The sequence below is a fragment of the Thermomonas sp. genome, from assembly GCF_047606765.1.
In the GTDB taxonomy this organism is placed as follows: Bacteria; Pseudomonadota; Gammaproteobacteria; order Xanthomonadales; family Xanthomonadaceae; genus Thermomonas.
Window position 1 is genome coordinate 1 of record NZ_JASGED010000024.1, and the last position, 15,118, is coordinate 15,118.

General features: G+C 65.9%; 13 protein-coding genes. 6 read left to right on the top strand and 7 right to left on the bottom strand.

Annotation, left to right across the window (positions count from 1 at the left end):
• The 3 genes from QM612_RS02630 to rhlB all read right to left on the bottom strand — a co-directional run.
• Nucleotides 1-301: cell division protein FtsX (locus QM612_RS02630; RefSeq protein WP_415252345.1), on the bottom strand; the 301-nt coding region annotated here is incomplete at its 3' end.
• Nucleotides 294-983 (bottom strand): cell division ATP-binding protein FtsE, encoded by a 690-nt coding sequence (gene ftsE, locus QM612_RS02635; RefSeq protein ID WP_415252346.1) that lies wholly within the window; start codon nucleotides 981-983, stop codon nucleotides 294-296. The genes ftsE and QM612_RS02630, both read right to left, overlap by 8 nt.
• A gap of 66 nt (nucleotides 984-1,049) precedes the next feature.
• Nucleotides 1,050-2,678, bottom strand: coding sequence for an ATP-dependent RNA helicase RhlB (rhlB, locus tag QM612_RS02640; protein WP_415252347.1), 1,629 nt, complete (start codon nucleotides 2,676-2,678; stop codon nucleotides 1,050-1,052).
• Between the two features lie 208 nt (nucleotides 2,679-2,886).
• Between rhlB and trxA the strand changes: the two genes are divergently transcribed.
• Nucleotides 2,887-3,213, top strand: coding sequence for a thioredoxin (trxA, locus tag QM612_RS02645; RefSeq protein ID WP_415252348.1), 327 nt, complete (start codon nucleotides 2,887-2,889; stop codon nucleotides 3,211-3,213).
• 219 nt (nucleotides 3,214-3,432) lie between these two features.
• On the top strand, nucleotides 3,433-5,157 hold the full coding sequence (rho, locus tag QM612_RS02650; RefSeq protein ID WP_415252349.1) for a transcription termination factor Rho: 1,725 nt from the start codon (nucleotides 3,433-3,435) through the stop codon (nucleotides 5,155-5,157).
• 69 nt (nucleotides 5,158-5,226) lie between these two features.
• On the opposite strand, the gene QM612_RS02655 is transcribed toward rho, so the two are convergent.
• From QM612_RS02655 to QM612_RS02665, 3 genes are read right to left on the bottom strand one after another with little or no spacing between them, the layout of a single operon-like run.
• Nucleotides 5,227-6,054, bottom strand: coding sequence for an energy transducer TonB (locus tag QM612_RS02655; protein ID WP_415252350.1), 828 nt, complete (start codon nucleotides 6,052-6,054; stop codon nucleotides 5,227-5,229).
• A 60-nt stretch (nucleotides 6,055-6,114) separates the two neighbouring features.
• Complete coding sequence (locus QM612_RS02660) at nucleotides 6,115-9,453, bottom strand: ankyrin repeat domain-containing protein (RefSeq protein ID WP_415252351.1); 3,339 nt, start codon at nucleotides 9,451-9,453, stop codon at nucleotides 6,115-6,117.
• On the bottom strand, nucleotides 9,446-9,715 hold the full coding sequence (locus tag QM612_RS02665) for a YcgL domain-containing protein (RefSeq protein WP_415252352.1): 270 nt from the start codon (nucleotides 9,713-9,715) through the stop codon (nucleotides 9,446-9,448). Before QM612_RS02665 ends, QM612_RS02660 begins: the two co-directional genes overlap by 8 nt.
• A 365-nt stretch (nucleotides 9,716-10,080) precedes the next feature.
• Between QM612_RS02665 and QM612_RS02670 the strand changes: the two genes are divergently transcribed.
• From QM612_RS02670 to QM612_RS02685, 4 genes are all read left to right on the top strand, one after another.
• Complete coding sequence (locus tag QM612_RS02670) at nucleotides 10,081-10,521, top strand: hypothetical protein (RefSeq protein ID WP_415252353.1); 441 nt, start codon at nucleotides 10,081-10,083, stop codon at nucleotides 10,519-10,521.
• A gap of 122 nt (nucleotides 10,522-10,643) precedes the next feature.
• The gene (locus tag QM612_RS02675; protein WP_415252354.1) at nucleotides 10,644-13,004 is read left to right on the top strand and encodes a prolyl oligopeptidase family serine peptidase; all 2,361 of its coding nucleotides are present in this window, start codon (nucleotides 10,644-10,646) and stop codon (nucleotides 13,002-13,004) included.
• A gap of 55 nt (nucleotides 13,005-13,059) precedes the next feature.
• Nucleotides 13,060-13,572, top strand: a complete 513-nt coding sequence (locus QM612_RS02680; protein WP_415252355.1) for an AAA family ATPase — start codon at nucleotides 13,060-13,062, stop codon at nucleotides 13,570-13,572.
• On the top strand, nucleotides 13,569-13,742 hold the full coding sequence (locus QM612_RS02685; protein ID WP_415252356.1) for a hypothetical protein: 174 nt from the start codon (nucleotides 13,569-13,571) through the stop codon (nucleotides 13,740-13,742). Before QM612_RS02680 ends, QM612_RS02685 begins: the two co-directional genes overlap by 4 nt.
• A 23-nt stretch (nucleotides 13,743-13,765) precedes the next feature.
• Here QM612_RS02685 and QM612_RS02690 read toward each other — a convergent pair whose 3' ends face one another.
• Nucleotides 13,766-15,043: an acetyl-CoA C-acetyltransferase gene (locus QM612_RS02690; RefSeq protein WP_415252357.1), complete on the bottom strand. Its 1,278-nt coding sequence runs from the start codon at nucleotides 15,041-15,043 to the stop codon at nucleotides 13,766-13,768.
• Nucleotides 15,044-15,118: the final 75 nt, after the last annotated feature.

The following is a 15,118-nucleotide window of genomic DNA, read 5'->3' on the forward strand; positions in this document are numbered from 1 at the left end:
CGTCGCCGCGCGCGCGCAGGGTTTCAGCCAGCGCCTTCGCCGCCGAGGCATCGACATCGGCCTTCAAAAACACCGCGACCTCGCGGCTGGACTGCACTTCGCCACCCAGCCGCTGCACGTTCTGCAAGACCAGCCACAGGCCCAGCGGCAGCGCCATCGCCAGTGCCATCACGCCGATGGTGAGCAAGGTGGCCCACGGCTTGCGCAGCATGCGGCCCAGGCTGGCGACGATGCTGTAGCCGTGATGCTCCAGCCATGCGCCGAAGCGGCTGGCATGGACATCGGCAACCTTCTCATTCATCGACCAGATCCTCCGGTGCGATGTCGTCGGTCAGCTGCCCCTGCTCCAGCACCAGCACGCGCTTGCGCATGCGCTTGACCAGGCCCAGGTCATGGCTGGCCACCAGCACGCTGGTGCCGCGTTCGGGCAGCGCGGCGAACAGCGCCATGATTTCCGAAGACAGCGCCGGGTCGAGGTTGCCGGTGGGTTCATCCGCGATCAGCAGGGCCGGTTCGGCGATCACCGCACGGGCGATGCCGACCCGCTGCTGCTCGCCTGCGGACAATTGCGAAGGCAATGCGCGTTCGCGCGCCGCAAGGCCCAGCCGGTCGAGGATCGAACGCACGCGCTTGCCGGTCTCCGCGCGCTTCATCCCGCGCAATACCAGCGGCAGGGCCACGTTCTCGCCCACGCTGCGATCCATCAGCAATTGGTGGTTCTGATAGACCACGCCGATGTTGCGGCGATGCGCGGCGATCCGCGATCCGCGCACCTTGGCGAGGTTGCGCTCGGCGAACAGCACCGTGCCGCGGCTGGGGCGCTCGGCAAGCTGGATCAGCTTGAGCAGGGTGCTCTTGCCCGCGCCGGAATGGCCGGTGACGAACAGCATCTCGCCGGCGTCCACCGCAAAGCTGACGCCGGACAGCGCAACGTGCCCGCCGGCGTACTGCTTGCTCACGTTGTCGAAACGCAGAACCGGCATGGTGGGTGTCGTGCGGCGAGGAACGCGCAGTATCGCCCGAGCCGTCGGCAGCGACCAGCCGTGGCCTCAGCCGCCGACCAGCGACTTGAGGCGGCGGCCGATCCGGCTGAGCAGGGACGGTTTGTCGCCGGCAGGCTGCGGCGCGGGCTTGGCGGCAGCGTTCGCCTGCGTGGGCGCGCCTTCCGCGCCTTCCAGCGGCTTGCCGTGGCGACGGCGGCGACGCTTGCGCGGCTTGCGGGCTTCGCGTTCGGCCAGGTTCGGCGCGGCGTCAGGCGCATCGGGTTTGGGCGGCGCAGGCGTGCTTGATGCGGCTTCGCCCTCAATACGAGGCTTGCGCGGCGGACGCGGGCCGCGGCCTTCGCCGCGACCACCGGAGCGCTCGCCGCTGCGGCCACCCCGGCCACCGCCACGCTTGGCGTCCTCGGCGGCGCGCGCTTCGCGCACTTCCTTGAAGATGTCGCCGATGCTTTCGCCTTCTTCGGCCACCACTTCCACGCCTTCGCGCGGCTTGCGCGGCAGCGCGGTCATCAGTTCCTGGGTGACCGGCTCGGAGGGAATCTTCTGCTCGATGTAGGCCTCGATGTCCGGCAGCGACATCGCATAACGCTCGCAGGCAAAGCTGATCGCATCGCCCTCCGCACCGAGGCGCGCGGTGCGCCCGATGCGGTGTACGTAGTCCTCGGCATCGAACGGCAGGTCGTAGTTGAAGACGTGTGACACGCCGTCGATGTGCAGGCCGCGCGCGGCCACGTCGGTTGCCACCAGCAGTTCAAGCTGGCCGGCCTGGAACTTCTTCAGCAGCGATTCGCGCTTCTTCTGCGGCACGTCGCCGCTGAGCACGCCAACGCGGTAGCCGGCCTTTTCCAGCGCGCGCGCAACGCGCTCCACGAAGGCCTTGGTGTTGACGAACACCATCGTGCGCGCGCCTTCGCTGCGCGACAGCAGGCCGATCAGCAGCGGCAGCTTTTCCTCGTCCGCCGGGTAGTAAAGCTTCTGGCGCACCCGCGCGGCGGTGATGGATTCGGTTTCGACGACGAGCTTTTCCGGCTCGTTCATGTGCTCGTAGGCCAGCTCCAGCACGCGGTGGCTGAGGGTGGCGCTGAACAGCAGGGTTTGCCGCTCGGTGCGCGCCGGCATGCGGCGCAGCAGGAAGCGGATGTCCTTGATGAAGCCGAGGTCGAACATGCGGTCGGCCTCGTCCAGCACGCACATCTCGCAGGCGTGCAGGCTGACCACCTTGTGCTGCTTCACGTAGTCGATCAGCCGGCCGGGCGTGGCGATGATGACATCGGCACCCTTCTGCAACTGCTCGCGCTGCTTGTCGTAGTCCACGCCGCCATAGACCAGCGCGAACTTCAGACCCAGGTCGGAAGCGAACTTCACCGCATCCTTGTGGATCTGGATCGCCAGCTCGCGGGTGGGCGCGAGGATCAGCGCGCGCGGATCTGCAGGCGTCCGGTCGGCCAGCGCCGGGCGCTTGAGCAGACGGTCGATCACCGCAACCAGGAAGGCCAGCGTCTTGCCGGTGCCGGTCTGCGCCTGCCCGGCCACGTCGCGCCCGTTCAGCGCCAGCGGCAGGGTCAGCGCCTGAATCGGGGTGCAGCGGGTGAAGCCGGCGGCTTCAAGCCCGGCAAGCAGCGCCGGATGCAGGTCGAAGGAGGAAAACGTGAGGTCGGTCAGGGGTTTGTCGGACACGGAGGCTGGCCTAAGGGCAGCGGCCCGGCGGCATTGCCGGACGGCTTGCGTGAACAGGGGGCAGCCGCGCAGACTGCCGGGAAAGTCCGGGGCTGGTCGTTCCCGGCACCGCATCGCGCCTTGTCTTGCGGGCGATGCATCCCCATCAGTCTATCATTCCCCGCCCCCAGGCCGTTTTCGGCCCCAAGCGCACACCACTGGAGTTTCCATGAGCGATACCGTCCTGCACGCCACCGATGCCGACTTCGACAGCCAGGTGCTGGCCTCCGACCAGCCGGTGCTGGTGGACTTCTGGGCACCGTGGTGTGGCCCGTGCAAGATGATCGCCCCGGCGCTGGACCAGCTCGCCACCGACTACGCCGGCAAGGCGAAGATCGTGAAGGTCGATGTGGACCAGAACCAGCAGACCGCGATGAAGTACCACGTCCGCAGCATCCCGATGCTGCTGCTGTTCAAGGGTGGGCAGGTGCAGGCCACCCAGATCGGGGCGGTGGGCAAGGCCCAGCTCGCGCAGATGATCGACAAGGCGCTTTGAGCGCTGGCCGTCATTCCCTTGGCCTCAAGCTGCTAGCCCGTCATTCCGGCGAAAGCCGGAATGACAGCAACAGTTGCACCACACGCCGCACTGGTGCTAGTTTTCCGCCGAACCCGGCGCTGCACCGCTCCTTCAGGCGCGCCGCACCCCCTCTGATCCACTCCCGACGACCCCGCCCGCACGCCTGCGGGCGCTCGCAACGCAAGCGAGGATTTTCCCTTGTCCGACACTACAAACGACGCCGGCGAAATCGCCGAGAAGCGCGTGCGCAAGCCGCGCGTCGCCAAGCCCCGCAAGAACGACCTGCCCGATATCACGCTGGAGGCACCGGCAGCACCGGCACCTGCCGCCGCTCCGCCGCCGGCACCGCCCGTGCAGGCCGAAGCCCCGCAGGCACCCGCGCCGCAGCCGTCGTCGGCCCCTGCCGATGGCGGCAGCCACGATGCCGGCAACCCTGCCGGCAGCCCTGCCCAGATGGGCGAAGGCGGCAACGCTTCGCAGCACAACCATCAAGGTGGCCAGCAGCAATACGACGGCAACCGCAACAACCGCCGCGAGCGCTTCAAGAACCGCCGCGACCGCCAGCGCGAGCGCTACCGCGACGGCGGCATGCAGGACGACGGCGGCAACGGCGAGAACTTCGTGCCGCGCCCGCATCCGCAGGTGCCGGAAGGCTTCCCCACCTATTCGCTGGGCGACCTCAAGCGCATGCCCGCGCACAAGCTGCTGGAAATCGCCGAGCAGTTGCAGATCACCGACGGCGTGGCGCGTGCGCGCAAGCAGGACATCATCTTCGCGATCCTGAAGGTGCTGACCCGCCACGGCGAAGGCGTGCAGGCCGATGGCGTGCTGGAAATCCTGCCGGACGGTTTCGGCTTCCTGCGCGCTGCGGAAGCGTCCTACCTTGCCGGCCCGGACGATACCTACATCAGCCCGTCGCAGATCCGCCGCTTCAACCTGCGCACCGGCGACCATGTATCCGGTCGCATCCGCTGGCCGAAGGACGGCGAGCGCTATTTCGCGCTGAACATCGTGGACACCATCAACGGCGAGCCGATCGAGGCATCCAAGAACAAGACCCTGTTCGAGAACCTCACCCCGCTGTTCCCGCGCAAGCGCTTCAGGCTGGAACGTGGCGATGGTTCTTCGGAAGACATCACCGGCCGCATCCTTGACCTGATGGCCCCGCAGGGCAAGGGCCAGCGCGCCCTGATTGTCAGCCCGCCGAAGGCCGGCAAGACGATGATGATGCAGCAGATCGCCACCGCGATCACCAGCAATCATCCGGAAGTGCATCTGATCGTGCTGCTGATCGACGAGCGCCCGGAAGAAGTGACCGAAATGCAGCGCACGGTGCGCGGCGAAGTGATTTCTTCGACATTCGATGAGCCCGCCGCCCGCCACGTGCAGGTCGCGGAAATGGTGATCGAACGCGCCAAGCGGCTGGTCGAACACAAGAAGGACGTGGTGATCCTGCTTGACTCGATCACCCGCCTTGCCCGCGCCTACAACAACGTGATGCCGAGCAGCGGCAAGGTGCTGACCGGCGGCGTGGATTCCAACGCCATGCACCGCCCGAAGCGCTTCTTCGGCGCGGCCCGCAACGTGGAGGAAGGCGGCAGCCTGACCATCATCGCCACCGCGCTGGTCGATACCGGCAGCGCGATGGACAAGGTGATCTACGAAGAGTTCAAGGGCACCGGCAACAGCGAAGTCCACCTCGACCGCCGCATCACCGAAAAGCGCGTGTATCCGGCCATCGGCGTCAACCTGTCCGGCACCCGCCGCGAGGACCTGCTGATCGAACCGGAGCTTCTGCAGAAGATCTGGATCCTGCGCAAGCTGCTGCACCCGATGGACGAAATCGCGGCGATGGAGTTCCTCCTCGACAAGATGAAGAACACCAAGTCCAACGACGAGTTCTTTGCTTCGATGAAGCGTTGAGTGCGGAAATATCCGCAACGAAAAAGCCCCGCGAAAGCGGGGCTTTTTGTATCTGTAAAAACACCTGGTTCAGCCGGCCGGTGCAGGCGTGATTTTCACCGGGGAATCCATGGCGATGGGCACCAAACCAAACCCTCTGCCTGAGGCCAGCGCGCATTCACTGGAAGCGATGGCGCGTGATTTCAGTTCCTCGATATACCGCTGCCGCCACTGCGGGGTTCCGATGTCATCATCCAGCCGGAACTCGACCAGCGTGCTGATCTGGGTGGTAACCGGCTGACCATTCACGGTCTCCGGGCGATAGGGCAAGCTGCTCGCCCATTTTTCCAGCGCTGCATGGAATGCCTTGTAGCTGCGCTTGGAGACATCATCCATGGGAACGATCTCATCGACTTTCGGCTTGCCTTCGCCGCTAATCGAATAGACAACCCTGAATGCACCGGTCGATCCCCTCATCATCGCATCGCGCGGATAGACAGGTGGTTCCAATCTGCCGGTTGCGCTCACAAGTCCGGGGCCATTGCCCTTGAAGTCCACCCCAAGCCGATAGTTGTCGCCGGTCTCGTCCGGAAGCGCACAAGCGCCCACCGATACATAGGTTGTTGCCGGCACCGCCACGTTGTTCTGCATCGCCGGCTGGTACTGCCACGACGCCACCCGTTTCTCGATATAGCCGCGAATCGCCTGCGGCAGGTCTGCCGGCGCTTCCACCTTCACCGGCTTGCCGTTGGCATCAACATCCACGCGAACATTGGCATTGAATGCAATCACGTCAGGCTTGGACTTGCCGGGTTTCACGCCATCGGCTGCGTGACCTGCAACAGACGACGCCAACACCACCATCGACAGACAAAAAGCAAAACCCCGTTTCATGAACCCTGCTCCGATGCGCGGCATGCGCGAACGGCGCGAGTATGCGACCGATCAGGATTGCCCGGCAATCCCGGCGCGAGAAACCTATTCGCGCAAAAACCGCGCCATCGAAACACCGGACGGCGGTGGCGCGTCGGGCGGGGTGAGCTCGGCGGCGACATCAACATAGCCGCGCATCAGCGCGATCTCGCGCGGGGTGCGGTTGAGGTTGTCGCGCGCATTCGGGTCGGCACCTTCGCGCAGCAAGGTTTGTGCGACCTGCGGCAGGCCGTGCAAGCCGGCAAGGTGCAGCGGGCCGAAGCCGCGTGCATCACGTGCATCCAGCCGCACGTCTTCGTCCAGCAGGCGTTCCAGTGCCGCAAGCAGCACGTCTTCGGTGCTTGGCGTGCCGGGTTCGGCGCGCACGCCCAGCAGCAGCAGCAGCGGGGTGATGCCCTGCCCGGCGACGCGGTGCGGATCGGCACCGGCCAGCAGCATCGCATCCAGCAGGGCCAGCAGGCGGGTGCGGTCGCGCGCGGTGAAGCCATACAGCGCGGCGCAGTGCAGCGGCGTCAGGCCGTTGGCATCGGCGGCGTGCAAGTCGGCACCGGCGCGCAGCAGGCGAGTGACCAGTTCCGGCAGGCCGAGTGCAGCGGCGAGCATCAGGACGGTGACATCGCCCGGCAGGCGTTGTTCCAGCCCCGCGCCGGCCTGCAGCAGGCGGTCAACGATCTCGACATGGCGCATGCTGACCGCCGCCGACAGTGAGGTCGCACCGGTGTTGGCGGCGTGCGCGGGATTGGCACCGCGTTGCAGCAGCAGTTCCACCAGGTCACGATGACCGCCGCCTGCCGCGCGCAGCAGCGCGGTGCAACCCAGTGCATCGGTGGCGTCGATGGGCAGGCCGAGATCCAGCAGCCGGCGCACGGCGTCGATGTCACCGGCAACCGCAGCAGCGGGTAGATCACTGCCACGCAGCGGACGACGCGGCAGCTTCCAGCCGCGCCAATCCAGCCACGCGGCAAGATCACGACGACCCGCAGCCAGCGCCACGCCCAGCGGTGTCTGTCCATCGGCGGCGCGGCGATCCGGGCTGGCACCGGCGGCCACCAGTTTCTTCAGGGCTTCGGCATCGCCCAATGCGGCGGCCAGATGCAGCGCGCCCATGCCGCGACCGTCGCAGGCTTCCGGATCGACGCCATGCGCGAGCAGGCGTTGCAACAGTTGCGGCCAGCGCAGGCGCACGGCCAGCGTCAGTGGCGGATCACCTGCGGGCGATGTGCCAAACGGATCGGCACCACGTTCCAGCAGTTCGACGGCAAAGCGTTCGCCGCTCGCATCGTTGTTGCCCGCATTGTTGTGGCCGGCAACGCAGGCCGACAGATAGCGCGCCAGCCAGCCCGCACCGGCAGGCGAACCGCCGTGCGCAAACAGCAAATGCAAGGTTTCGATGCCGGCACCGCCGCGCAGCAGTGCCGCCTGCACCGGCGGAGTCGTGCCGGGCACGCGCGCTTCCGCATACGCGCCGTGGCGCAGCAGCCAGCCGACGCGCGCGGGTGATGCCGCGACTTCCTCATCGCACAACAAGCTGTCGAAATCGCTGCGACCGAGCAGCGGAAGCAATGCATCGCAGCCCTTGCATTCGGCATCGTCCATCAACCGCTGGCGCAGCAGCAATTGCGGCGGGCGATCCGGCAGCGGCGCATCTTCGGTTTCGGTTTCCACCGGCAGCGTGCGCTTGGGATCAAGCGCGGCGACCAGCGTCCAGCGACCCATGCCGGACGCAAGGTCGATGGCGCTTCGGCCCAGCGCATCGGTTGCCAGCGGATCGACGCCCAGTTCCTGCAGGCGGCGGATCATCGCCACCGATGGCGCTTCGGCCGTGCAGGCCAGATGCAGCGCGCCCATGCCGTGGCCGTCGCGCGCATGCACATCGGCCTTGCCGGACAGCAAGGTTTCAAGCACAGGCAGATGACCGCCGCGTGCGGCATCCAGCAGCGGCGTGCGGCCTTCGGCATCACTCACGTTGGCATCCGCGCCGGCATCCAGCAGCGCCTGGCAGATGCCGGCATGCCCGGCGGACGCGGCTTCGTGCAGGGCGCTGCGCCCGTTTTCGTCACGCGCATCGTCACTCGCCTTGTGGCGCAGCAGCAGTTGCACGCCGGCGGCATCGTCCTCTTCGGTCGCGGCGGCGGACAGCAGCGCCGGCCTGCCGTTTTCCGGTTCGATGCGTGCGCCGTTTTCCAGCAGGAAGCGCGCCAGCCGCCAGTTGCCGACCATGCAGGCCGCGCCCAGCGGCGACACGCCATCGTGGTTGCAGGCATCAATCTGCGCGCCGGCATCGCGCAGCAATGCGGCGACGCCGGGGTCTGAACTGCGCGCGGCATGGTGCAGCGGCGTGTTGCCTTCGGCATCGGTGGCGCGCGGATCAGCACCGTTGGCGAGCAGGGTCATCACCGCTTCGGGCCGGCCATGCCAGCTGTCGCGGGTAGCGGCCAGCAGCGGCGTCATGCCGGCATGCACGACATTGAGATTGACGCCGCGTTCGATCAAGGCACGCAGCAGGCGCAGGTCGGGTAGCAGCGCGGCCAACACCGGCAGGCTGCGCCGGTCACGCGCATCCACTTCCGGTGCGGCATTGGGATCGGCACCGGCTTCCAGCAGGTTCAGCGCGCGCTCCACCCGGCCATTGCGCGCAGCGGCGTACAGGTCACGGTTGAGGACGGCCACGTCGAGTTCGATGACGGGGCTCGCTGCAACTGGCAGCGACGCGGCTTCGGCTTCGACCTCCGCCGCGTCGTCTTCGTCGGCCTCCATTTCCACCACCGGCAGGCCGTGCAGCAGCGCCAGCTTCGGTGCTGCCTGCAGGACCAGATGCGCCACCGCCACCAGCACGGCAAACGCAACGGCTGCGATGATCCGTGCCTCGCCCGTGAGCAATCCGGGCCAGCCAAGCAGCAGGCCGCAGGCCAGCAGCAGGAAGGCCGGCAACGCCACCTGCAACAGCCCGCGCCATGCGTCGCGATCCTGCGCGTCCTGCGCCTTGAACCGCACGGCCAGCGTGCCGCCTTCACGCTCCAGCGCATGCCATGCCGGCCAGTGCCGCCACAGCAGAATCAGCACGATGCCGGCAACCGCGCTCAACAGCAGCACTGCGCCCAGCGAAGGCGCATCCAGCAGGCGCAGCAGCGGCCACGCGGCCAGCACGCCAATCAGCGCGAAACCGCCCGCCCACAGCAATGCCAGTTGCAGCACGTCGTGGCCCAGCCCGGCCTTGCCACGGGTACCGCGCAGCAGGGCGATGCCCAGCGCAGCAGGTGCCTGCGCCAGCCATGCGCAGGCAGCCGCGATGCCGGGCACGCCGTCGAACCACGCCGCGCCGGCCAAGAGCAGCCCGGCCAGCAGCAGCGGCACGCCAAGTGCGGGATGCCGGCGCTCAGGCATCGGTGCCCCAGTCGCTGCTCATCGGGTCGGCCACGGTGGGCGGAAATTGCAGATGGAAGCCGCGCTCGGCCAGATTGGCGCGCACCGTCTCGGGGTTCTCGCGCGCCAACTTGCGATCCGGCGTCAGCGCCACGTCCAGCACGAACTGCAAGCCACCCAACTGCGCACGCAGCGGCTCCGGCAGCCGCGTGAAATCATCGCGCACCGCCAGATAGACATAGGTATCGGCCTTTTTCAGGCTCTTGTAGACGTAGGCGTGCATCGCGCGATGCGGGGAACCACCGGCTCGGGAAACAGGCCCGATTGTGCGGGAAAGCGCGCGGCGGCGCGACACACCTGTACGGATAGCCGCCTGCCCGTGCAGGTGCGGCACTTGCGGAAGCGGCACTTTGCCGCGGCATGTCACCAACAACATAAGAGTGGGATTCATCCCACCAGCGCATCGCGTCACCGACGTGGTGGGGGTAAACCCCACCACTATGAAAGACGGCGGGGCCACGCCCAAGGGCCACTCCCACATCGCCAATGTCCGATCCCGCCGCCGTTTCGCGTAACTCCAGATAACGGGCACATTCCTGCGGGTTTCGCCCGCCTGTCTTGCATCAATCATTCAAAGGAGAAACCACGATGGCCAATATCACCAAGGGAACACAGTCGCAAATTCCCGTCTTCTTCAACGTGGATCAGCGAGTCGGGCAAGGTGGCACGAATCAGACCGAAGACGTGGCTTTAGTGTCATACCTCATGCGCCTTTCGGCCAAAGCTGCGATAGACCAGAAGGCCAAGCAGATCCTGCAGAACGTGGTGGTGACCACCACTTGTACGCCCGCTCTCATCCAAAGCATCAAGGACCTGCAGACCGCGCTCAAGCTGACCCCGGACGGCCGCATCAGCCCTTCCACCCCGGATGGAAGATACAGCACGGGCAAGTACCTGATCGCCAGTCTGAACGTCAATGTTCGACGTGGTTATCCCGACCTCTGGCCCCGGATCGACCGTATCACTGATGTCCCCACGCCTGGCCCCGTCATGCAATTGGTGCAACGCGCATTGGTCGGCATCGGTTGATGCAGTAGCGCCCCATCGGCGCGATGGCTTCCCCGCGTGACCGGTCGCGGCAAAGTGCCGCTCCTGCAAGGAACGACGATGCGCCTGCTACCCTGCCGCATCGTTCTTTCGTGGACTGCACCATGCGCCTTGCCCCGCTTGCCTTCGCCTGCCTGCTGACTTCCGTTTCCACCGCGCACGCCGCTGAGCCGATCACGCTGACGCAGGCGATGGCCGACCCGGACTGGATCGGCCCGCCGGTGGAAAGCATGTGGTGGCGCTGGGACGGCAAGGCCGCGCATTACACCCTCAAGCGCGCGGGCGCGACGATCCGCGACACATGGCAGGTCGGCATCGATGGCGGTGCGCCGTCGAAGGTGGACGATGCCGCGCGCGCCGGGCTGGATGCGCCTGCGCTGCTGGATGCAAATGGCAGCCGCAGCGCCTTCGTCCGCAATGGCGATGTGTTTGTGCGCGACATGCGCAGCGGCGCGTTGACGCAACTCACGCGCGGCAGTGATGCGGCATCGCGCCTGCAATGGAGCAGCGACGGCGCGCTGGTCTGGCGCGTGGGCAGTGCGTGGTTGCGTTGGGACGGGCGCATCGTGTCGCAGGCGGCAGTGCTGAAGGCCGAGGACGCACCCGGCACACCGCCGAAACCCGATGACCTGCGCGACCGCCAGCTGCGCCTGATCGCCACATTGAAGGATGACCGCGCCAGGCGTGATGCCGCACGCGAACAAGCGGAAAGCTGGCGCAAGATCGACGCGAGCCGCGCGCCTGCGCCGATTTACTTCGGGAAGGGTGTGGAGATTGCAGACTCCGCACTGTCACCGGATGGCCGCTGGCTGTTGGCCGTCACCACCGAACAGAGCGCGGACGCGGGGCAAGGCGGCAAGATGCCGATGTACGTCACCGAATCCGGCTATGAGGAGTTCGAGGACGTGCGCACCCGCGTGGGCCGCAACGCGCCGGTGGCGCAGACGCTGTGGCTGGCCGAGGTTGCAACGGGCAAGGTGCGCGAAATCGCATTCGATCCGCTGCCCGGCATCACGGACGATCCACTGGCCGCGCTGCGCAAGGCCGCAGGCAAGCAGGCGTTGAAGGGCAACCGCGCGGTGCAGGTGGCCACCAGTGGCGACAACGGCGATGCGCCCACGCTGCGCTGGAACATGGATGGCCGAAGTGTGGCGGTGATGATCCGCGCCATTGACAACAAGGATCGCTGGATTGCCAGCATCGACCTTGCCAGTGCAACGCTGCAACCGCGCCACCGCCTGCATGACGAGGCGTGGATCGACTGGAGCTTCAACGAGTTCGGCTGGCTGCAAAATGGCGCGCTCTGGTATCTGTCCGAGGAAAACGGCTACTCGCATCTGTACACACTGGATGGCACGAAGCGCACGCAACTCACCGCAGGCAAGTGGGAAGCCTCGCAAGTGGCGGTATCGCGTGATGGCGGCGCGTTCTTCTTCCTGTGCAACCGCGCCACGCCAGGTGATTACGAAGTCTGCACGGTGCCCGCGCGTGGTGGCGATGTGCGCGAGGTGACATCGCTGGATGGCGTGGAGGATTTCGCGCTTTCGCCCGATGGCGGCAAGCTGCTGGTGCGGCATTCATCCGCCTACATGCCACCGCAGTTGTCGGTGGTTGAAGCCGGCGGCGGCGCATCCAGGCAACTCACGGATACCCGCAGCGCCGATTTCAAGTCACGCACATGGATCCAGCCGCAGATCGTGCAGGTGCCGTCGAAGCATGGCGCAGGCACGATCTGGGGCAAGTATTACGGGCCGGCGTCGATGGAGCCGGGGAAGAAATACCCCATCGTGATGTTCGTGCATGGCGCGGGCTATCTGCAAAACGTGTCTGCGCGCTATCCCAATTATTTCCGCGAGCAGATGTTCCACAACCTGCTGGTGAACGAGGGCTACATCGTCCTTGATCTGGACTATCGCGCATCGGAAGGCTATGGCCGCGACTGGCGCACCGCGATCTACCGCTGGATGGGCAAGCCCGAGCTGGAGGATTACATCGACGGTCTGGATTGGCTCGCACAGAACAAGCAAGGCGACCGTGACCGCGCCGGCATCTACGGCGGCAGCTATGGCGGCTTCATGACCTTCTACGCGCTGTTCAATGCGCCCGGCACGTTCAAGGCCGGTGCCGCGCTGCGCCCGGTCAGCGACTGGTCGCAGTACAACCACGAATACACCAGCAACATCCTCAACACGCCGGAACTCGACCCCGTGGCCTACAAGCGCTCATCGCCCATCGAACACGCGGAAGGTTTGCAGGATCACCTGCTGATCGCCCACGGCATGATCGACGACAACGTGTTCTACAAGGACTCGGTGATGCTGGCGCAGCGCCTGATCGAACTGCGCAAAGAACGCTGGGAGCTGGCGAGTTATCCGCTGGAGCGCCACGGTTTTGTGCATCCCGATGCGTGGCATGACGAATACCGCCGCATCCATGAATTGTTCGAGCGCGTGCTGAAGCCGTGACGGCACCGCCGCGCCTGCCACTCACGCCTTACCCGAACTTCGAGGTGCTGGACGCATGAAAATCATCATCATCGCCGGGCCGAACGGAGCGGGAAAAACCACGTTTGCCCGTTCGTTCCTGCCAGCCGAGGCGCAATTGCCGCGCTTCATCAATGCAGACTTGATCGCAGCCGGGCTTGCGCCCTTCGCGCCGGAAACTGCTGCCATCAAAGCCGGGCGCTTGATGCTGGAAGAAATCGAACACTGCGTACAGCGCAAGGAAAGTTTTTCATTCGAGACCACACTGTCCGGTCTGGCGTATTTGCGCCACATCGAACAATGGCGCGGACTTGGTTACAAGATGAGCCTGTATTTTCTGCAATTGCCCAATGTGGAAACCGCGATTGCGCGTGTTGCCGAGCGCGTGCGGCAAGGCGGGCACGACATCCCGGAGCCGGTGATTCGCCGCCGCTTTGCTTCGGGCTGGAAGAATTTTCAGGAGCACTACCGTGACGCGGTGGATGACTGGGCGGTGTACGATAATTCCGGCGATGAGCCTGTGATGCTGGAGTGGGGTGAAAGCCAATGACTGCGCAAGAACTTTCCAAGGCCAGAAATCCGGATTTGCGTGCATCACTAGTGGCGATACGACGTGCGGCAGAAATGGCGCGCAAAGTCGCAGTTCAGACCAATACCGCAATCGTCGTCGTGAAGGACGGCAAACCGGTGCGAATTCCTGCCGATCAATTACGCAAATAACGGCGTACGCAAGGCTCCAGGTTTTACCGCTCCAAGATCGCCACCACACCCATGCCGCCGGCGGTGCAGATCGAGATCAGCGCGCGGCCACCGCCGCGTTCCTTCAACTGCTTGGCGGTGGTGGCGATGATGCGCGCGCCGGTGGCGGCGAAGGGATGGCCGGTGGCAAGTGACGAACCCACGGGGTTGAGCTTGGCGGGGTCGATGCGGCCCAGTGCTGCATCAAGGCCCAACCGCTGCCTGCAGTAGCTTTCGTCTTCCCACGCGCGCAGCGTACACAACACCTGCGCGGCGAAGGCTTCGTGGATTTCGTAGATGTCGAAATCCTGCAGGGTGAGGTTGTTGCGCTTCAGCATCTCCGCCACCGCCACGGTTGGGGCCATCAGCAGGCCTTCGCCGTGGACAAAATCCACCGCAGACACCTGCACGTCGCGCAGGTGGCAAAGCACTTCATGGCCGTGCGCGGCGGCCCACTCGTCGGTGGACAGCAGGCAGGCGGCGGCGCCATCGGTCAGCGGCGTGGAATTGCCGGCGGTCATCGTGCCTTTGCCGGAAGTCTTGTCGAAGGCCGGCTTCAGCGTGGCGAGTTTTTCGATGCTGCTGTCCGGGCGCAGGATGTTGTCGCGCGAGACGCCACGGAAGCTCACGACCAGATCGTCGAAGAAGCCGCGCGCATACGCCGCCGCCAGCTTGTGGTGCGAGGCAACGGCCAGCTCGTCCTGCGAGTCGCGGGAGATGTTCCACTGCCGCGCCATGTCTTCGCAGCTTTCGCCCATCGACTTGCCGGTGCGCGGCTCGGCCACGCCGGGGAAGTCCGGCTTCAGTTCACCGAAGCGGAAGCCCTTGAACGCGGCCAGCTTGTCCTTGAAGGTCTTGCCGGCAGCGGCGCGCAGCAGGCGGTGGCGCAGCGCCTTGCCATACACAATCGGCACGTCCGAGGTGGTGTCCGAACCACCGCCGATGCCGGATTCGATCTGCCCGGTGCCGATCTTGCCGGCGATGTAGGCGATGGTGTCCAGCGAGGTGCCGCAGGCGCGCTGCATGGTGATGCCCGGCGTCAGCGGCGACAGGCCTGAACTCAGCGCGGCCTCGCGGCCCAGGTTCCAGTCCGACGAATGCTTGATGACCGCGCCCATCGCCACTTCGCCAAGCTGCTGCCCGTGCAGGCCGTACTTCTCGACCAGCGCACCCAGCGTGCGCACCGACATGCCAAGGTTGCCGACATCGGCATAGGCCGTGTTCTGCCGGCAGAACGGGATGCGAACACCGCCAAGAATGGCAACGGGACGACCGTATTGCATGGGCTCTACCTCGATGCGCCCGCACGCGCGGGCATAATGTGGCGGCAGTGTAGCGCTGCCCAACCGAGCCTAAGC